A 19,517-nucleotide genomic window follows, 5' to 3' on the forward strand; every position below is an offset into this window, starting at 1 on the left:
CAACGGCGACGAACCACCACCAGGCGAGGACGGCACTGACGGCATGGACGGACGCCCAGGAGACGACGCCGAGGAGGGCGGCGATGTGATTCCCGCAGAGGGCGGCGCTTTCCCGATCCCGCTTCCGTTTGGCGTACTTCCAGCTGGGCTCTGACCAACCGTTGGCAAGTCCTTCTTGGTCCCAGTCCCAAGAGGGTTGAGGTCATCCTTCTTTCCAGACGAGCCGTCAGTTGGTAGATCCTTGCCGATTCCCGTGCCCTTGCGTGGATCTCCGTCGAACTGCGGTGTTTCTGGGAAGTCCCTTGTGAGCGCAGAGGTTTGCCGCGCCACATGGCCGGTGCCGCTCTCAGAAACGATCGCGCACAAAGGCGACGAGTTCGGAGTTGTGGCGGCGGCGGACAACGGCGACGACGGCGAGCAGCACGAAGAAGATCACCGGAGTGAGGGCGTTCTCCCCGTCGAACACGGTCAGCTGTGTCACGAACGCGCCGATCATCAGTCCCATCAGCGCCAAGGCCGCGAGCCCGGACAGGATCGGGATCACCAGGGCCACCGCGCCTGCCAGTTCGAGACCACCCACCAGGTACATGTACCAGTCGCCGTAACCGATTCTGTCGAACCCCTCCGCCGCGGAGGAGTGCCCCACGAGCTTGGGGCCGGCGCTCGCGACCGCGAGGAACAGCGCGAGCACGATCTGCAGCGTTCGTACGGCGAGGTGGGTGCGCCGACCCGGCCCCGCGGCGGCCACCGTGCCGAGGGAAGCCACGGAAGCGGCGGAAGCGGGCGCGACGGAGGCGGCGGGCGTGGTGGGAGTGCTGGCGGACATGACTGTCTCCTCGTGCGAGAGGTGATGGGGACGTGTCGGCGCTTCGGATTCCGTAGCGCTTTCACACAGTCAGACCGCCATGGGCACGAAAAGTCATCGCCGCTGACAGAGAAGAGCGGGCGTCCGCGAGGAACGGGGGCAAGCATCACGACAGGTGCATCCTGGGAGAGGGAGACGTGATGCCGATGCGTACTGGGAGTGAACCCGTCACCGCGCGCAGTCCTCTGCGGATGCGCTTCTGGCTCGGCGTGTGGGGTCTCATCTGGACGGCCGGCGGCACGATCGCCTTCGCGATGGTGGACCGGTCCGGCTGGGCCGTCGTGTGCGGGGTGCTCTTCGTCGTCGCGACCGTCGACCTGATCCTGGTCGTGCGGCACATCCGGCAGGGCCCTCATTACCAGCCGGGCCGTGACGTGCCGCCGTACGATCCCGACCGCGGCTGAGCCGTCCGGATCCTTGTCCCTGCCGTTCCTGCGGATGTCACTCCGTGTCGAACCGGGCGGCCTTCAGATACTCCGGATTGGGATCCAGGGCCGCCGCCAGCCGGAAGTGTCGCTTGGCCTGCTCGGGCTTGCCCGCCCGCTCGAAGGTCCGCGCGAGGGCGAAGTGGGCGAACGCGTTGTCCGGCTCACGCTCGAGTACGAGCTCGAATTCGAGCTCCGCCGGACGCAATTGGGCCGACAGGAAGAACGCTCGTGCGCGCAGCAGACGGGCCGCCGTGTTCTCGGGGTGGGCCGCGATCACCGAGTCGAGCAGCTTGACGGCTCCGCGCGGATCCCGCGCGGCCAGGAGCTGCTCGGCAGCACGAAAGTCGATGACGTGCGTTTCCGGGTTGCTGTTCGACACGCTCGCATCCTTCCCTGACTGATCCGTTCCAACACGGGGCGGTTCGGCGCTATTCCGGCCGGCGGGCGCGTCGGGCGGTGGTCAGCTCCGCGCCTGGCCCGAGGCCGCGCGGCGGGTCAGCTCGTGCCACACCTCGCGTACCTGGGGCTCCAGCTCCTCCAACGGTCCGTCGTTGTCGATGACGAGATCGGCGATGGCCAGCCGCTCCTCACGCGTGGCCTGCGCAGCCATCCTCGAGCGCGCTTCGCTCTCCGTCATGCCGCGCAGCCGTACGAGCCGGTCCAGCTGGGTCTTCGGCGACGCGTCCACCACGATGACCAGGTCGTACAGGGACTGGAGCTTGTTCTCCGTGAGCAGCGGCACGTCGTGGACGACCACGTCGTCCGGGCCGGCCGCCTGCTCCAGTTCACGGGAGCGGGCGCCGACCAAGGGGTGCACGATGCCGTTCAGGGCGGCGAGACGCTCGGGGTCGGCGAAGACGATCGAGCCGAGCTTCGGACGGTCCAGGCTGCCGTCGGCGGCCAGTATCTCCGTGCCGAAGGCGTCCACGACGGCGGCGAGCCCGGGGGTACCGGGCTCGACGACCTCGCGGGCGATCTTGTCGGCATCGACCACGACCGCCCCGTAGGAGGCCAGCAGCCGGGACACTTCGCTCTTGCCGGCGCCGATACCGCCGGTCAGACCCACTGTCAGCATGGGCCGCAGCCTACGCGAGCGCTTCGCCGCGGCTTGGGCCCGCCCGGAAGCCCCACGTCCTGTGCGGGTGGCCTCCCCCGTGTCCGCCGCCGTCCGGAACGGACCGGCTAGGCGTCGCCCTCACGCTCCGCGAGGAAGCGCTCGAACTCCCGGCCGATCTCGTCCGCCGACGGCAGGTCCACGGCCTCCGCGACAAGGCTGCCGCGGGTCTCCGCACCCGCCATCGCGTCGTACTGGTGCTCAAGTCCCTGCACGAGGGCGACGAGCTCCTCGTCGCCCTCCCCGATCTGCCGCTCGATCTCGGTCTGGGTGCGGTGCGCCTCGGTCCGCAACGAGTGCGCGATTCCGGGCAGCACGAGCCCTGTGGCGGCCGTGATGGCCTCCAGGACGGTCAGTGCCGCGTCCGGGTACGAGGAGCGGGCCACGTAGTGCGGCACATGGGCGGCCACGCCGAGTACGTCGCGCCCTGCCTGCATGAGGCGGTACTCGACGAGCGCCTCCGCGCTGCCCGGTACCTGCGCCTCGTCGAAGGGGCTGCGGTGGCCGGGCATGAGGTCGGTGCGGTTGCCGTGAGGGGTGATGCCCACGGGGCGGGTGTGCGGGACGCCCATGGGGATGCCGTGGAAGTTGACCGCGAGACGCACACCGAGCCGCTCGACGATCTGGCCCACCGCGGCCGCGAAACGCTCCCACTCGACGTCCGGCTCAGGACCGGAGAGCAGCAGGAACGGTGCACCGGTGGCGTCCTGGACGAGCCTGAGCTCCAGAGAGGGGGTGTCGTAGCCGGACCAGCGGTCACGGCGGAAGGTCAGCAGCGGGCGCCGGGCCCGGTAGTCCACGAGCCTGTCGTGGTCGAACCGCGCCACCACTTGGTGGGGAAGCGTCTCCAGCAGGTTGTCGACGATCTGCTCGCCGGTCTCTCCCGCGTCGATGTAGCCGTCGAAGTGGTACAGCATGACCAGGCCGGCCGACTCCTGCGCGAGCGCCATGTCGACGACCGCGAGGCCCTTCGGCTCCCACTCGTACAAACCCTGCGGATCAAGCACGATTACCGCTCCTCCTCGTGTTCGAAGACAAGAACGCGCGCCGGTACACCTGCATTCCCGGTCCCTCTCCCCTCACGTCGCCTTCCCGTGACCGCCGGTCCCGAACGTCCCACTGCCGCCGGGCAGTTCGGATGTGTGCCGCTGGAGCGGGGTTTGGTACGGACCTTGACACCCCATGGCCCCGTCCCTACCGTCACGGGTCAACGCGCGCGTTCAGAAACCCACCCGATGTTCACGTACGAGAACCGTACGAGGACTGTCCCCACCTCGGACCGACGGGAAGGCACCCCCCATGCGCCCCAGAAGACTGCTCCCCTCCTTGCTCGCCTCCCTGCTCGCGGCCGGCGGGCTGTCCCTGCTGGCCACCCCGGCCGATGCCGCCTCGGTCATCGACGTGGACACCGCCACCGAGCTGAAGGCCGCCCTCACGGCAGCTCGCCCCGGTGACACGATCCAGCTCGCCGACGGCACGTACACCGGCAACTTCAAGACCACCGTGGACGGTACGTCGAGCTCCCGTATCACGCTGGCAGGGTCGTCTCGAGCCGTGCTCAAGGCGGGCGGCGGCTACGGACTCCACCTCAACGGCGCCTCGTACTGGACGGTCAAGGGCATCACGGTCACCGGCGGGCAGAAGGGCATCATGACGGACACCGCCGACGGTGTCGTCATCGACTCGGTGACCGTCCACGGCCTCGACATGGAAGGCGTCCACTTCCGCAATTCCAGCCGCAACGGCGTCATCAAGAACTCGCGCATCTACGACACCGGGAACGACGGCCGGGGCATGGGCGAGGGCGTGTACGTCGGTTCGGCCGGCGGCACCTCCGACCGGAGCGACAACGCACAGATCCTGAACAACACCATCGGGCCGGACGTCGGCGGCGAAGCCGTCGACATCAAGGAGGGCACGACCGGCGCGAAGATCGTCGGGAACACCTTCGACGGTCGCGGTCTGACCGGCGCGAACTACGACGACTCCTGGGTCGACGTGAAGGGCAACAACGTCCTCGTGGAGAACAACACCGGCAGGAACACGACGAACAACGGCTACGAGACCCACACCCAGCAGAGCGGCTGGGGCTGCGGCACCGTCTTCCGCGGCAACGACTCCGATCTGCGCGGCGCCACCGGCTCCAAGCAGCTCGCCGTCAATGTCACCAACCAGAGTTCGAGCTGCCGCACGACCGTCTACGCGAGCAACACCGTGACCGGAGGCAAGGGCCTGACGAACATCGCGGTCACACCGTAGCCGCCCTGGCACACACGGCTGTCCGACCGGGACAGCGGTAAGGCCCGCCCCCCATGGGGAGCGGGCCTTACTTCAGCTGGTCAGCTGTCGGGGCAGAGCGTCAGCTCTGGCCGCCGGCCAGCTTCTCGCGCAGGGCGGCAAGCGCCTCGTCCGACGCCAGGGCGCCGGAGTTGTCGTCCGACTCCGAGGAGTACGAACCGCCGGAGGCACCCGCGGGGGCACCGGCCGGGGCAGCGGTGCCACCCTCGGCAGCGGCGGCCTCGTCGGCCTCGCGGGACTTGATGACCTGGGCCTGGTGCTGCTCGAAGCGCTGCTGCGCCTCGGCGTACTGCGTCTCCCACGCCTCGCGCTGGGACTCGAAGCCCGGCAGCCAGTCGTTGGTCTCCGGGTCGAAGCCCTCGGGGTAGATGTAGTTGCCCTGGTCGTCGTACGACGCGGCCATGCCGTACAGGGTCGGGTCGAACTCGACCGAGGCCGGGTCGGCACCGAAGGACTCGTTGGCCTGCTTCAGCGAGAGGCTGATGCGGCGGCGCTCGAGGTCGATGTCGATGACCTTGACGAAGATCTCGTCGTTGACCTGGACGACCTGCTCCGGGATCTCCACGTGGCGCTCGGCCAGCTCGGAGATGTGGACCAGACCCTCGATGCCCTCGTCGACGCGGACGAACGCACCGAACGGAACGAGCTTGGTGACCTTACCCGGGACGACCTGACCGATCTGGTGGGTCCGGGCGAACTGCTGCCACGGGTCCTCCTGCGTCGCCTTCAGCGACAGGGAGACACGCTCGCGGTCCATGTCGACGTCGAGAACCTCGACGGTGACTTCCTGGCCGACCTCGACAACCTCGGACGGGTGGTCGATGTGCTTCCAGGACAGCTCGGAGACGTGGACGAGACCGTCGACGCCGCCCAGGTCCACGAACGCACCGAAGTTGACGATCGAGGAGACGACGCCGGAGCGGACCTGGCCCTTCTGCAGGGTGGTGAGGAACGTCTGGCGCACCTCGGACTGGGTCTGCTCGAGCCAGGCGCGGCGGGACAGGACCACGTTGTTGCGGTTCTTGTCCAGCTCGATGATCTTCGCCTCGAGCTCCTTGCCCACGTAGGGCTGGAGGTCGCGGACACGGCGCATCTCGACGAGGGAGGCCGGCAGGAAGCCACGGAGGCCGATGTCGAGGATGAGACCACCCTTGACAACCTCGATGACGGTGCCGGTGACGATGCCGTCCTCTTCCTTGATCTTCTCGATGGTGCCCCAGGCACGCTCGTACTGGGCGCGCTTCTTCGAGAGGATCAGGCGGCCTTCCTTGTCCTCCTTCTGAAGGACAAGGGCCTCGATCTCGTCGCCGACCTTGACGACCTCGTTCGGGTCGACGTCGTGCTTGATCGAGAGCTCGCGGCTCGGGATGACACCTTCGGTCTTGTAACCGATGTCGAGCAGGACCTCGTCCCGGTCGACCTTCACGATGACGCCGTCGACGATGTCGCCGTCGTTGAAGTACTTGATCGTCTCGTCGATCGCGGCGAGGAAGGCTTCCTCGTTACCGATGTCGTTGACCGCAACCTGCGGGGTGGTGGCGGTGGTCTCGGTGCTGCTCGTCATGTGGGAAAGGGCTCCGGTACGGACATTGAAGTCGTAGGTACTGCTACGCCGAGAGCCGGTGTCGCAGCTGCATAACCGGACAGCCTTCGAAGCGTCGGCCGAGCGATCCGAAGGATCTCTGGAGGCGCCTCGTGAACCGAGGGATACATACAGATGCGAGCGCGGCCTGCTCGGTCTGAGGCGCGCAGGCTCGCAGCGCAACTTGTAGCATACGGGGGCAGCCGGACACGGTCAATGCGCGAAGGCGCACACCCGGGGCGGAAGGCCGCAATTCCGGCACAACTCTTGTTCGCCGAGGCCACGATGGCGTCTTTCGAAGCCCGGTTCTCGGCGCGCTGGAACGCAAACTACAACGACGGTGACGATGAGCCAAGATTTTGAACCGGAAGCGACCCGCCGTAGTACCGGGGATGCGGAGAGCAGCCGGGCGAGCCGCGGCTGGTGGGACCGGAACGCCGACGAGTACCAGAGCGAACACGGCACGTTCCTGGGCGACGACTGGTTCGTATGGGGCCCCGAAGGTCTCGACGAGGCGGACGCGGCGCTGCTCGGTCCTGCCGGTTCTCTGAAGGGACTGGACGTCCTGGAGATCGGCGCCGGCGCCGCCCAGTGCTCACGATGGCTCGCCGCCCAGGGCGCCCGGCCGGTGGCGCTCGACCTCTCCCACCGCCAGTTGCAGCACGCGCTGCGCATCGGCGGAGAGGTGCCGCTGGTGGAGGCGGACGCGGGCGTGCTGCCGTTCCGGGACGGCTCCTTCGACCTGGCGTGCTCCGCCTACGGGGCGGTTCCGTTCGTCGCCGACCCGGTGCGGGTGTTCCGGGAGGTCAGGCGGGTGCTGCGGCCCGGCGGGCGGTGGGTCTTCTCCGTCACCCACCCGATCCGCTGGGCGTTCCCCGACGAGCCGGGGCCGGAGGGCCTGTCGGTGGCCGCCTCGTACTTCGACCGCACCCCTTACGTGGAGCAGGACGAGGAGGGCCGGGCGGTCTACGTGGAACACCACAGGACGCTGGGCGACCGGGTGCGGGACGTGGTGGCCGGGGGCTTCCGCCTGGTCGACCTGGTCGAGCCCGAGTGGCCCGCCTGGAACAGCCAGGAATGGGGTGGCTGGTCCCCGCTGCGCGGCAACCTGATCCCGGGAACGGCGATCTTCGTCTGCGAGCGGGACTGACCACGCGGCGCACGCGAGGATCCCCCTTGTAGGCCATGTTCCTCGCGGTACGCCATGTTCCTCGCGGTCCCGGCGCCGCTGCCGACGGCGGCGCCGGGAGGCCGCGCGGCGCGGTCGGAGGACCGTGTAGCGCGGGCAGGACCGTGCGGCGGGGAGGCTTCGCCTCACGGAATGGCCACGCGGCGCGGGAATGTCATACAAGCGCACCGGGGCTGTGGACGGCCGCGTCCGCGGTTCGCCGGGACGTACGAGACTGAGCCCGTGATCCGAAACGACGCAATCGACCGCCTTCCCGTCCGCCATGCCGTCGACGAGCTGCTCGGCGCGCTCGACGAGCACGGCACGGCCGTGCTGTGCGCTCCGCCGGGCACCGGCAAGACCACGCTGGTGCCGCTGGTCCTCGCAGAGACCGGCGCCAGGGTCGTGGTCGCGGAGCCACGCCGGATAGCGGCCCGCGCGGCGGCGCGGCGGATGGCATGGCTCCTCGGCGAGAAGGTGGGCGGCCGGGTGGGCTTCACCGTCCGGGGTGAGCGCGTGGTGGGTCCGCAGACCGTCGTGGAGGTGGTCACCACCGGCGTGCTGCTGCAACGGCTGCAGCGCGACCAGGAGCTGACCGGTGTGGACGCGGTGATGCTCGACGAGTGCCACGAGCGCCATCTCGACGCCGACACCGTCGCCGCCTTCCTGCTGGATGTACGCGACACCCTGCGCCCGGAGCTGCGGCTCCTGGCGGCCTCTGCGACGACGGACGCCGCAGGGTGGGCGCGGCTCCTCGGTGACGCGCCGGTGGTGCGGGCCGAGGGCGTCGCGCACCCGGTCGAGGTCGTCTGGGCCCCTCCGGCCCGTCCGGTGCGGCCGCCGCACGGCATGCGGGTCGATCCCGTGCTGCTGACGCATGTGGCTTCGGTGGTGCGCAGGGCGCTCGAGGAACGTGAGGGGGACGTGCTCTGCTTCCTCCCGGGCGTGGGTGAGATCGGCCGGGTGGCCGGGCAGCTCGCCGGGGTGGACGCGGAAGTCCTCCAGGTGCACGGCCGAGCACCGACGGCCGTCCAGGACGCGGTGCTCTCCGGCGGCGACACCCGCCGGGTGATCCTCGCGACGTCGGTCGCCGAATCGTCACTGACCGTGCCGGGAGTGCGCGTCGTCGTGGACTCCGGGCTCGCGCGGGAGCCTCGCACCGACCACGCGCGGGGCCTGAGTGCCCTCACGACCGTGCGGGCTTCGCAGGCCTCCGGCCGCCAGCGGGCGGGCAGGGCCGGCCGCGAGGGGCCCGGCACGGTGTACCGCTGCTGGACGGAGGCGGAGGACACCCGGCTCGCGCGTTTCCCCGCCCCGGAGATCAAGGTCGCGGATCTGACGGCGTTCGCGCTGCACGTGGCGTGCTGGGGCGACCCGGCAGCCGCCGGTCTCGCCCTGCTGGACGCTCCTCCGCCGGGCGCGATGGCCGCCGCCCGCTCCGTGCTCGGCGCGATCGGCGCGGTCGACGCCTCGGGCAGGGCCACCGGCCGTGGCACCCGGCTGTCGCGGCTGGGCGTGCATCCGCGGCTGGCCCGGGCTCTCCTCGACGGCTCCGCGCATGTGGGCGCCCGGCGCGCGGCCGAGGTGGTGGCGCTGCTGAGCGACGAACCACCGCGGGAGTACGGGGACGACCTGGCCGGTGCCTGGCGCGCGGCCCGGCGCGGCAACGACGCGTACGGGGCGCGGTGGCGTGCGGAGACGCGTCGGCTGGAGTCGGCACTCGGCGGCGGCGCGGGGCACCCGGCAGGGCCGTCCGGCGACGACGCCGTCGCGGGCCTCGTCGCCGCACTCGCGTTCCCCGAGCGGGTGGCACGGCGGCGTGGGGACGGGGCGTTTCTGATGGCCTCCGGCACCGGCGGCCGGCTCGACGCGGGGTCGGCACTGCGCGACGCGCCCTGGCTGGCGGTCGCCGTCGCCGACCGCCCTGCCACCGCCGTGTCCGCGCGGATCAGGCTCGCCGCCGTGCTCGACGAGGAGGGCGCCCGCCACGCCGCCTCCCATCTCCTCTCCGGCAGCGAGGACGTCCACTGGGAGGACGGCGACGTCGTGGCCCGGCGCGTGGAGCGGCTGGGTGCGGTCGAGCTGTCCGTACGCCCTTTGAGCGCGCCCGACCCCGGACTGGTACGGCAGGCGCTGCTCGAGGGGCTGCGTCGGGAAGGACTCGGGCTGCTGCACTGGACGCGCGAGACGCACGGGTTGAGGGAGCGGCTCGCCTTCCTGCACAGGGTGCTGGGCCCGCCGTGGCCGGACGTGTCGGACACCGGGCTGCTCGATCGGGCCGACGAGTGGCTGGAGCCGGAGCTGTCCCGCGCCCGGCGGCGGGCGGACCTCGGCCGCGTCCAGGCCGGTCAGGCATTGCAGCGGCTGCTGCCGTGGGCGACCGGCGACGCGGCCAGGCTGGACGAGCTCGCGCCGGAGCGGATCGAGGTGCCGAGCGGGTCACGGATACGGGTCGAGTACGGCGGGGAGCAGCCGGTGCTCGCGGTGAAGCTCCAGGAACTGTTCGGGCTGCGCGAGACGCCGGAGGTCGCCGGCGTACCCGTGGTGGTGCATCTCCTGTCCCCCGCCGGGCGGCCGGCGGCGGTCACCGCGGATCTGGCCTCGTTCTGGCGTGAGGGTTACCGGGCGGTGCGGGCGGAGCTGCGCGGCCGGTATCCGAAGCACCCCTGGCCCGAGGATCCGGCGACGGCGGAACCGACGCGCCACACGAAGGCGCGGCTCAGGCCCTGAACGGCTCCGGGCCCGACTCGGGCAACGGAGCGCCCGGGGTTCAGACCCTGAGCGGCTCCGCAGCCGGGGCACCGCCCGCTGGGTCAGGACGGCGGCCGCGTGCCTCCAGCCACAGGGCGAGTGCCAGCAGTCCGGCGCCGCCGGCGAGGAACCCCCACGGGAGGTAGGAGGTCAGGAGCAGGACCGTACCGCGCTGGGAGGTGACCAGCTCGACCGTGGAGTCGACGTAGTCGGGGCGCATCTTCACGTGCCCGGCGAACGCGGTGACCTTGTCGCGCCCACCGAGCAGGGAGCCGCCGCGCAGTTCCTCCCGGTGGATCTCCTCACCGTTGACGGGTGCTCCGGTGACGGGCTCCACCCAGAACATGCGCTTGGTGGTGTACCAGCGGGTGGTGCCGGTCTGCTTCTCGAGCGTGGTCGCGTCGATCCCGGGGATCGGCATCCTCTTCGGGTAGGGCACCTTGGTCCACGGGATGGTCTGCTCGAAGTAGTACACCTCCAGACCGCGGAACTGCCGGGTGCCCTTGTAGTGGATGGGGGCGGATGTCCGGGCCTGGGCATCGAAGTACACGTAGTCCCGTTTCTCGGTGAGGAACGGCCACTTGAATTCGATGCCCTCGCGCCGCACCGCGTCGCCGTCGACGGACTCGCCGGTGGCGTGCACCGGCTCCTGGGTGTGCGCGTCGAAGATGTACCGCTCGGGGATCTGCGACACCATCGCGCCGTCGGGCCCCTGGATGTAGGAGAGGGAGTCCCACACGACGACGTCGCGGCCGGCGGTGCGTTCGATCCGCTCGGACTCCTCCACGTTGCCCTTGAGGGTCTGGACGATGGTGACCTTCTCGACCTTCTTCGCCTGGAGGGTGCCGTAGTCGAGGAGCGTCGCGGGCTTCGCCTCGAGCACCATCTCCTGGTACTGGCCGGCGGGGATCTTGGCGAGCCGCGGGAAGGCGTACCAGCGCAGCAGCGGGGACAGGGCGGCGAGGAAGACGGCCAGGGCGACGAGTACGAGGCCCGCTCTGCTGCGCATGGTGACCCTCAGTCCTTGGGGCCGGGGACGGTGGTCAGCAGCGGCTCGGGCGAGGTCTCGCCGGTGGGGGCGCCGATCGCCGTGACGGTGAGTACGAGGGCGAGGGCGGCGGCGAGTCCGACGGCTGCGGCGGCGAGGGCGCGCATACTCGGCCTCCCGGACAGAACTGATAGGTCGTCAGGTCCGGGCACCGTAGCAATGCCGCCGGAAGAAGAGAACACACAGCACCGCCCCTGTCCCGGCGGGCGGGGCAGGGGCGGTGCGGGCAAGCGCTGGGTCAGGGGGTCGTCGACGGGGAGGGCGACGGGGTCGCGCTCGCCGGTGCCGTCACCTGGAGTTCGATGTCCAGGCTGCCGCCGCCGGGAGCGGTGAGCCGGAGGACGAAGGTGCCCTGATTGCCGTCGGCGAAGACCTTCGGAAGCTCGAGCACACCGTCGGCGCCGGTGCGGAGCCCGGTCAGGGTGCGGACGACCGTGCCGTCGGCGTTCTTGAAGTACGGCCCCTTGTCGTTCTCCGCCCCGGTCTCCTTGGAGACGATCATCGTGGCGGAGACCGCGACACCGGAGGCGGCGACGCCGTCGCATGCGGCCCTGACGCGGATGACGTCCGCGAACTCGCCGCCGGCGGTGGCCGTCAGGGCCTTGGTGTCGGTCCGGACGATGCTGTCCGCTTCCCGCTCGGTGACGGTGGCCTTGAACTCGACACCGGGCAGGGCACGCTCGACGACGGTGGCCCGCACCGTGAAGGCACCGGTCCGCTCCCCCGCGACCAGCGCCGGGGCGCTGACCGTGCCGTCCGCACCCGTGGCCACGACGGCCTCTGTGCGGCCATCGGCGAAGCGGGTGTCGGTGTCACCGACGATCATGAACCGGACGGCCACCTTGGTGACGGGCCCGCCCTTCGCGTTCTCCGCGCGGACCGTGACCCGCTCGGTGAACTGCCTGCCGGCCACGGCCGTCAGCGTCCCGGTTCCCGCGTCCTCGATACGGCTCACGGGTGCGGGGGCCGGAGTGGACGTCGGGGGCTGGGTCGGCGTGGGAGTGGGCGTCGGCGTGGGAGTGGGGGCGGGGTCCGACGGGTTCGGTGTGGGACTCGGCGTCGGCTTCGGCGCGGGCTTCGACGGGCTCGGCGTCGGTGTGGGGCTCGGCGTCGGCAGTGGACCCGAGCTGTCGGGACCGTCGCCCACCGGGAGCACGCCCGCCCCGTCGGGGACCTGGTGGGCGCCGCGCTTGTAGTACTCGAACCAGGACAGCACCGTGCGCAGGTATTCCCGCGAGTGGTTGTAGCCGAGGATCGCCTGGTCGAGGTCGTCCTTGTTGCCGAGATCGCGGCCGTTGGCGCAGAGATAGCGGCCCGCGGCGAGCGCCGCGTCGTAGATGTTGTTGGGGTCCTTGCGGCCGTCGGCGTTGGCGTCCTGGCCCCAGGTCGCCCACGTCTGCGGGATGAACTGCATCGGCCCGACGGCACGGTCGTGCACCTTGTCGCCGTCGTAGGCGCCGTTGTCGGAGTCCGAGATGTTCGCGAAGCCGACGCCGTTGAGGACGGGGCCGAGGATCGGGGTGAGCGTCGTGCCGTTCGCGTCGACCCTGCCGCCCCTGGCCTGACCGGACTCGACCTTGCCGATGGCGGCGAGCAGCTGCCAGGGCAGCCGGCAGCCCGGGTCGGACGCGGCGATGGTCTGCTCGGCCTGCTTGTAGGCGGCGAGAACGGAAGCGGGTATACCGGCCTCACCCACGCCCAGTTCCGGCAGATCGCCCGAAGTGCCGGGCTTGTCGGGAGTGTTCAGTGGCGGGAGGTCCGTGTAGTACGGGGAGTTTCCGGTCACCGGCGTGCCGGGTGGCGGGGCAGCGTCCGACGCCTCCTGCCCGGTGCCCGAGGTGGCGGACGTGACGCCGGGCGCCTGTGACGCGGAGAGTGCGGCCACGGCAGCGGCGGCAACCGCCGTCGTCGTCGCTCCCCTGCGCAGCCGGCGGCCGAATTGCGCTGCCATACGTCTGTTCCCTCCCCATCAGCTGCTGTCCGCGCTCCCCAGCGCGGACTCACGTGACCCTAGTGCACCTTGAGACATCGGGACACCGTGCACTGACCGGTTTTCACTACTTCGCCACCTACTGCTCGTCGCCGGATTCCGGACACCCCTCGCCGCAGGGCGTCACGCATACTGGACCCACTGATCAACATCGGTCACAGGGGGCGTCGCCATGCCGTTCACCATCAGCCACGCCGCGGCGGTGCTGCCGGGCCTGAGGAGGAACGGGACCGCGCGCGGTCCCCTGTACGCCTCGGCACTCGTCCTCGGGTCGTTCGCACCGGACACGACGTACTTCGCGGCAAGCGTCCTTCCCGACGCGATGGGCTACGGGGACGTGACGCACGGGGTGTTGGGCGTGCTGACTGTCGACGTCGCCATCACCGCGGCACTCGTCGGCCTCTGGCTGCTGATGCGGGACCCGCTCGTCGCGCTGCTGCCGGCGGCACAGCAGGGCCGGGTGTACACACTGCTGCGTGGGCGGCCGAGGGTCCGGCCGCCGGTCAGCGCGGCCCTGTGGTTCTACGTCTCGGCGGTGATCGGGGCCAGTACGCATGTGGTGTGGGACGCGTTCACCCACTTCGACCGGTGGGGCGTGCGGATGATGCCGGTCCTCGGGGAGGTCATCGGGGGCTTCCCGCTCTACACGTACACGCAGTACGGCAGTTCGGCCGTGGCTCTGGTCGCGCTGGTGTGGTTCACGGCGTCGGCGCTGCGGCGTGCGCCGGCGTCCCCGGAGGCGCCCGTGATGCTGCTCCGCCGCCGGGCCCGGCTGTCGGCGGCAGGGCTCATCACGGTGTGCGTCCTGGCGGGCGTCGTACACCGCTGTGTGCGCTGGTACCAGTACTGGGGCCGGATCGAGACGCCGCTCGACATCATCCCGACGGCATGCTTCGGGGCGGGGGCGGGGCTGGCCGTGGGGCTGGTGCTGTACGCCACGGCGGCGCGGGTGCGCGGGCGCGGGCGGGGACCGGTTCCCGAGACCTCAGAGGCACCGCCGCTCCCGGAGCGCGGCGTGCGTCAGGGGTGACGGCTCCCTGAGCACGGGGCCGGGCCGGAGCTGCCGGACGCGAGCGGCGGCACGCCCCCACCGGGGGCGTGCCGCAGGCGTCAGTGGGCTGCCGACTCCCAGTCCGGGCCCGAGCCGACCGAGACGTCCAGCGGGGCGCGGAGCGAGACGGCCGAGGACATCTCGTGGCGCACCAGTGTCTCGACCTGCTCGCGCTCACCGGGGGCGACCTCCAGGACGATTTCGTCGTGGACCTGGAGCAGCAGCCTGGACGACAGCTTCGCGTCCTTCAGTGCCCGGTCCACGTTGAGCATGGCGACCTTGACGATGTCCGCCGCGGTGCCCTGGATCGGTGCGTTGAGCGCCATCCGCTCGGCGGACTCGCGCCGCTGCCGGTTGTCGCTGTTGAGGTCGGGGAGATACCGCCGCCGGCCGAGCATCGTCGCCGTGTAGCCGGTGGCCCGCGCCTCGTCGACGACGCGCCGCAGGTAGTCCCGCACGCCGCCGAACCGCTCGAAGTAGGTGTCCATCAGGACCCGCGCCTCGGCGGGCTCGATGCCCAGCTGCTGGGAGAGGCCGAACGCCGAGAGTCCGTAGGCCAGCCCGTACGACATCGCCTTGATCTTGCGCCGCATCTCCGCGTCGACGGCGGACCGCTCGACCGAGAACACCTGGGAGGCGACGGTCGTGTGCAGGTCCTCGCCGGAGGTGAACGCCTCGATCAGGCCCGCGTCCTCCGACAGGTGGGCCATGACCCGCAGTTCGATCTGGCTGTAGTCGGCGGTCATCAGGGACTCGTAGCCCTCGCCGACGACGAATCCGCGCCGGATCGCGCGGCCTTCGTCCGTCCTCACCGGCACGTTCTGCAGGTTCGGGTCGGTGGAGGACAGGCGTCCCGTCGCGGCGACGGTCTGGCTGAACGTGGTGTGGATGCGGCCGTCGGCGGCGATGGTCTTGATCAGGCCCTCGACCGTCGAGCGGAGCCTGGCCTGCTCGCGGTGGCGCAGCATGATGACGGGCAGCTCGTGCTCCGTCTGCGCGGCGAGCCACGCGAGCGCGTCGGCGTCCGTGGTGTAGCCGGTCTTGGTCTTCTTCGTCTTCGGCAGGTTCAGCTCGCCGAAGAAGACCTCCTGGAGCTGCTTGGGGGATCCGAGGTTGAACTCGTGGCCCACCGCCGCGTGCGCCTCCTTCACGGCCTGCTGCACGGCGCCCGCGAACTGCTGCTCCATGGCCTCGAGGTGGGCGCGGTCGGCGGCGATGCCGTGCCGCTCCATCCGGGCCAGCAGCAGGGAGGTGGGCAGCTCGACGTCGTGCAGGAGCTCGACGGCGCCGACCTCCTTCAGCTTCCCGCCGAGGGCCTCGCCGAGGTCCAGGACCGCGCGGGCCTGGGACATCAGCGCGTCGGCCTCGGCCTGCTCGTCGCTGCCGAACGCCAGCTGCCCGTCCGCCGCGGCGGGGGCCAGCTCACGGTGCAGGTACTCGATGGACAGCGCGTCCAGGGCGAACGAGCGGCGGCCGGGCTTGACCAGGTAGGCGGCGAGCGCCGTGTCCATGGTCACGCCGGCGATCTCCCAGCCGTGCTCGGGGAAGACCCGCAGCGCGTCCTTGGCGTTGTGCATGACCTTCGGCCGGGACGGGTCGGAGACCCACGAGGCGAACGCCCGCTCGTCGGTCTCGTCGAGCTGGGTCGTGTCGAACCAGGCGGCCTTGCCGTCGGCGGCCGCCAGCGCGATCTCGCTGACGCTGCCGACGCCCAGCGCCCACGCGGAGACGGTGGCCACGCCGAGCGGCTGCTTGCCGTGCTGCTCCAGCCAGTACGCCAGCTCGCCGGCTCCGAGCACGGTGCCGTCGAGCTCCACACCCGCCTCGGGGGCCGGCGGCTCCTCCTCCGCGGCTCCGGGGTCGACCGCGAGCAGCCGCTCCCGCAGGCTCGGGTTACGGATCTCCAGGACCTCGAGGAAGCCCTTCAGCGCCGTCCGGTCGTAGGGTGCGCGCTCCAGGTCGGTGACGGCCTTCGGCAGCTCCACGTCGCGCACCAGCTCCGTCAGGTGGCGGTTGAGCTTGACGGCCTCCAGGTGGTCGCGCAGCGCCTGACCGACCTTGCCCTTGACCTCGTCCGCGTGCTCGACGAGCGCCGCGAACGAACCGAACTGGTTGATCCACTTCGTGGCGGTCTTCTCACCGACGCCGGGGATGCCGGGCAGGTTGTCGGACGGGTCGCCGCGCAGTGCGGCGAAGTCCGGGTACTGCTGCGGGGTGAGGCCGTACTTCTCCTCGACCTTCGCCGGGGTGAAGCGGGTCAGCTCGGAGACGCCCTTGGTCGGGTACAGCACGGTGGTGTGCTCGCTGACCAGCTGGAACGAGTCCCTGTCGCCGGTGACGATCAGCACCTCGAAGCCCGCGGCCTCCGCCTGGGTGGCGAGGGTGGCGATCACGTCGTCCGCCTCGAAGCCGTCGATCGCGAACCGCTCGGCGTTCATCGTGTCGAGGAGCTCGCCGATCAGCTCGACCTGGCCCTTGAACTCGTCGGGCGTCTTGGAGCGGTTCGCCTTGTACTCCGGGAAGTCGGCAGACCGCCAGGTCTTGCGGGAGACGTCGAAGGCCACCGCGAAATGCGTGGGCGCCTCGTCACGCAGGGTGTTCGCAAGCATCGACGCGAAGCCGTAGATCGCGTTGGTCGTCTGGCCGCTCGCGGTCGTGAAATTCTCCGCGGGCAGCGCGAAGAACGCCCGGTACGCGAGGGAGTGCCCGTCCATGAGGAGCAGGCGCGGTCGGTTGTCTGCCGTCTTCTTCGATGCCGTCTCAGCCACGACCCCGATCCTGCCATGCACCGCTGACAATCCCGACCGCCCGGCCTGGGCTCACCGTTTGTCGGAGGCCCGTGACAGGATCGGACATGTACGGCAGATGTATCGCACAGGCACGGCTCGAAGGAGAGCGTGATGGCCAGCAAGCCGCCCGCAGGGGACCCGGTCCAGGACGCCCCGCAGGTCGCGGCGCCGCAGCATGCGGCGGCCGGCCTGCCCGCCATCGGCCACACGCTGCGCGTCGCGCAGCAGCAGATGGGAGTGGGCCGCACCGCCCGCACCCTGATGAAGGTCAACCAGAAGGACGGCTTCGACTGTCCGGGCTGCGCCTGGCCGGAGGGCGACAAGCGCCATGTCGCCGAGTTCTGCGAGAACGGCGCGAAGGCGGTCGCGGAGGAGGCGACCCTGCGCCGGGTGACGCCCGACTTCTTCGCCGCGCACCCGCTCTCCGATCTCGCGAGCCGCAGCGGCTACTGGCTGGGCCAGCAGGGCCGGATCACACAGCCGATGTATCTCCCCGAGGGCGCCGAGCGGTACGAGGCGGTGACCTGGGAGCGGGCCTTCGCGATCATCGCGGAGGAACTGCGGGCCCTCGAATCCCCGGACGAGGCGCTGTTCTACACCTCCGGCCGCACCAGCAACGAGGCGGCGTTCCTGCTGCAGCTGTTCGCCCGCGAGTTCGGTACGAACAACCTGCCCGACTGCTCCAACATGTGCCACGAGTCCTCCGGCTCGGCGCTCACGGAGACCATCGGCGTCGGCAAGGGCAGCGTCTCGCTGGAGGACCTGCACCAGGCGGACCTGATCATCGTCGCCGGGCAGAACCCGGGCACCAACCATCCCCGGATGCTCAGCGCGCTGGAGCGGGCCAAGGCCTCCGGCGCGAAGATCATCTCGGTGAACCCGCTGCCCGAGGCCGGCCTCGAGCGGTTCAAGAACCCGCAGACACCGCGCGGCATGCTCAAGGGCACGGCGCTGAACGACCTCTTCCTCCAGATCCGCATCGGCGGCGACCAGGCCCTGTTCCGTCTCCTCAACAAGCTGATCCTGGAGACGGGCGGCGCGGTCGACGAGGAGTTCGTACGCGAGCACACCGAGGGCTTCGAGGACTTCGCGGCCGCTGCACGGGCCGCCGACTGGGACGCCACCCTCGCCGCGACGGGCCTCGGCCGTGACGAGATCGAGCAGGCCCTGCGGATGGTGCTCGACTCCCGCCGGACCATCGTCTGCTGGGCGATGGGCCTCACCCAGCACAAGCATTCCGTCGCCACCATCCGCGAGGTCGTCAACTTCCTCCTGCTGCGCGGCGACATCGGCCGCCCGGGAGCGGGCGTCTGCCCCGTCCGAGGGCACTCCAACGTCCAGGGCGACCGGACCATGGGCATCTTCGAGCGGCCGGCGCCCGCCTTCCTGGACGCCCTGGAGAAGGAGTTCGACTTCGCCCCGCCGCGCCACCACGGCCTCGACGTCGTGCGGTCCATCGAGGCGCTGCGCGACGGAAAGGCGAAGGTCTTCTTCGCCATGGGCGGCAACTTCGTGGCGGCGAGCCCCGACACGGAGGTCACAGAGGCCGCGATGCGCCGCGCGCGGCTGACCGTGCACGTGTCCACCAAGCTCAACCGCTCGCACACGGTCACGGGCCGCAGGGCGCTGATCCTGCCCACCCTCGGCCGTACCGACAAGGACATCCAGGCGGGCGGCAGGCAGGTGGTGACCGTCGAGGACTCGATGGGCATGGTCCACGCCTCCCGTGGCAACCTCACCCCCGCGAGCCCCCACCTGCTGTCCGAGCCCGCGATCGTCGCCCGGATGGCGCGCGCCGTGCTCGGCCCCTCCTCCACCACACCCTGGGAAGACTTCGAACAGGACTACAGCACGATCCGCGACCGGATCGCGCGCGTGGTGCCCGGCTTCGAGGACTTCAACGCGAAGATCGCCCGCCCCGGCGGCTTCACCCTGCCGCACGGCCCGCGCGACGAGCGCCGCTTCCCCACCGCCACCGGCAAGGCCAACTTCACCGCCGCGCCCGTCGAGTACCCCGAAGTCCCCCAGGGCCGGCTGCTGCTGCAGACCCTGCGCTCGCACGACCAGTACAACACCACGATCTACGGCCTCGACGACCGCTACCGCGGCATCAAGGGCGGCCGCAGGGTCGTCCTGGTCAACCCCGAGGACGCCCGCGAGCTCGATCTGGCCGACGGCTCGTACGCCGATCTGGTCGGCGAATGGAAGGACGGCGTGGAGCGGCGGGCCCCCGGCTTCCGCGTCGTCCACTACCCCACCGCACGCGGCTGCGCCGCCGCGTACTACCCGGAGACCAATGTGCTGGTCCCGCTGGACTCCACCGCCGACACCAGCAACACCCCCGCCAGCAAGTCCGTGATCGTACGTCTGGAACAATCACCAACCGTCTAAGCGTTCGCTCAGGCAGCAGGACGAGCAGACGACCACAGGACC

Annotated in this window: 15 protein-coding genes; 6 read left to right on the forward strand and 9 right to left on the reverse strand. The window is 70.7% G+C overall.

Annotated elements, in window-relative coordinates:
* Positions 1-346: 346 nt before the first annotated feature.
* Positions 347-826 (reverse strand): DoxX family protein, encoded by a 480-nt coding sequence (locus tag AB0K36_RS31315; RefSeq protein WP_364600695.1) that lies wholly within the window; start codon positions 824-826, stop codon positions 347-349.
* A gap of 185 nt (positions 827-1,011) precedes the next feature.
* On the opposite strand from AB0K36_RS31315, the gene AB0K36_RS31320 reads away from it, so the two are divergent.
* Entirely contained in the window at positions 1,012-1,269 is a 258-nt protein-coding gene (locus AB0K36_RS31320; protein WP_364600730.1) for a DUF6343 family protein, read from the forward strand.
* Positions 1,270-1,306: 37 nt separating this feature from the next.
* Here the strand turns inward: AB0K36_RS31320 and AB0K36_RS31325 are convergent, their stop codons facing one another.
* From AB0K36_RS31325 to AB0K36_RS31335, 3 genes are all read right to left on the reverse strand, one after another.
* Positions 1,307-1,672: a tetratricopeptide repeat protein gene (locus AB0K36_RS31325; RefSeq protein ID WP_159693049.1), complete on the reverse strand. Its 366-nt coding sequence runs from the start codon at positions 1,670-1,672 to the stop codon at positions 1,307-1,309.
* Between the two features lie 81 nt (positions 1,673-1,753).
* Positions 1,754-2,368: a dephospho-CoA kinase gene (coaE, locus tag AB0K36_RS31330; protein ID WP_364600697.1), complete on the reverse strand. Its 615-nt coding sequence runs from the start codon at positions 2,366-2,368 to the stop codon at positions 1,754-1,756.
* Positions 2,369-2,475: 107 nt separating this feature from the next.
* Positions 2,476-3,414, reverse strand: coding sequence for a PAC2 family protein (locus AB0K36_RS31335; protein WP_189472532.1), 939 nt, complete (start codon positions 3,412-3,414; stop codon positions 2,476-2,478).
* Positions 3,415-3,706: 292 nt separating this feature from the next.
* Between AB0K36_RS31335 and AB0K36_RS31340 the strand changes: the two genes are divergently transcribed.
* Entirely contained in the window at positions 3,707-4,666 is a 960-nt protein-coding gene (locus AB0K36_RS31340) for a right-handed parallel beta-helix repeat-containing protein (RefSeq protein WP_364600699.1), read from the forward strand.
* Between the two features lie 100 nt (positions 4,667-4,766).
* Here the strand turns inward: AB0K36_RS31340 and rpsA are convergent, their stop codons facing one another.
* Positions 4,767-6,269 (reverse strand): 30S ribosomal protein S1, encoded by a 1,503-nt coding sequence (gene rpsA / locus AB0K36_RS31345; protein WP_005318902.1) that lies wholly within the window; start codon positions 6,267-6,269, stop codon positions 4,767-4,769.
* 364 nt (positions 6,270-6,633) lie between these two features.
* On the opposite strand from rpsA, the gene AB0K36_RS31350 reads away from it, so the two are divergent.
* Positions 6,634-7,437: a class I SAM-dependent methyltransferase gene (locus tag AB0K36_RS31350; RefSeq protein ID WP_364600701.1), complete on the forward strand. Its 804-nt coding sequence runs from the start codon at positions 6,634-6,636 to the stop codon at positions 7,435-7,437.
* A 261-nt stretch (positions 7,438-7,698) separates the two neighbouring features.
* On the forward strand, positions 7,699-10,185 hold the full coding sequence (gene hrpB, locus AB0K36_RS31355) for an ATP-dependent helicase HrpB (protein ID WP_364600703.1): 2,487 nt from the start codon (positions 7,699-7,701) through the stop codon (positions 10,183-10,185).
* Positions 10,186-10,225: 40 nt separating this feature from the next.
* Here hrpB and pgfA read toward each other — a convergent pair whose 3' ends face one another.
* From pgfA to AB0K36_RS31370, 3 genes are all read right to left on the reverse strand, one after another.
* Positions 10,226-11,215, reverse strand: a complete 990-nt coding sequence (gene pgfA, locus AB0K36_RS31360) for a cell envelope lipid trafficking protein PgfA (protein ID WP_364600705.1) — start codon at positions 11,213-11,215, stop codon at positions 10,226-10,228.
* 8 nt (positions 11,216-11,223) lie between these two features.
* Complete coding sequence (locus AB0K36_RS31365) at positions 11,224-11,361, reverse strand: SPW_0924 family protein (RefSeq protein ID WP_364600707.1); 138 nt, start codon at positions 11,359-11,361, stop codon at positions 11,224-11,226.
* A 131-nt stretch (positions 11,362-11,492) separates the two neighbouring features.
* Positions 11,493-13,205 (reverse strand): lytic transglycosylase domain-containing protein, encoded by a 1,713-nt coding sequence (locus tag AB0K36_RS31370; protein WP_364600709.1) that lies wholly within the window; start codon positions 13,203-13,205, stop codon positions 11,493-11,495.
* A gap of 211 nt (positions 13,206-13,416) precedes the next feature.
* Here AB0K36_RS31370 and AB0K36_RS31375 point away from each other — a divergent pair, with 211 nt between their 5' ends.
* Entirely contained in the window at positions 13,417-14,274 is an 858-nt protein-coding gene (locus AB0K36_RS31375) for a DUF4184 family protein (RefSeq protein WP_364600711.1), read from the forward strand.
* An 80-nt stretch (positions 14,275-14,354) separates the two neighbouring features.
* On the opposite strand, the gene polA is transcribed toward AB0K36_RS31375, so the two are convergent.
* Positions 14,355-17,063, reverse strand: coding sequence for a DNA polymerase I (polA, locus tag AB0K36_RS31380; protein WP_364600713.1), 2,709 nt, complete (start codon positions 17,061-17,063; stop codon positions 14,355-14,357).
* A gap of 132 nt (positions 17,064-17,195) precedes the next feature.
* Here polA and AB0K36_RS31385 point away from each other — a divergent pair, with 132 nt between their 5' ends.
* On the forward strand, positions 17,196-19,475 hold the full coding sequence (locus AB0K36_RS31385; protein WP_364600715.1) for an FdhF/YdeP family oxidoreductase: 2,280 nt from the start codon (positions 17,196-17,198) through the stop codon (positions 19,473-19,475).
* Positions 19,476-19,517 lie beyond the last annotated feature (42 nt).

Source organism: Streptomyces kurssanovii (genome assembly GCF_040677245.1).
Lineage (GTDB): Bacteria > Actinomycetota > Actinomycetes > Streptomycetales > Streptomycetaceae > Streptomyces > Streptomyces kurssanovii.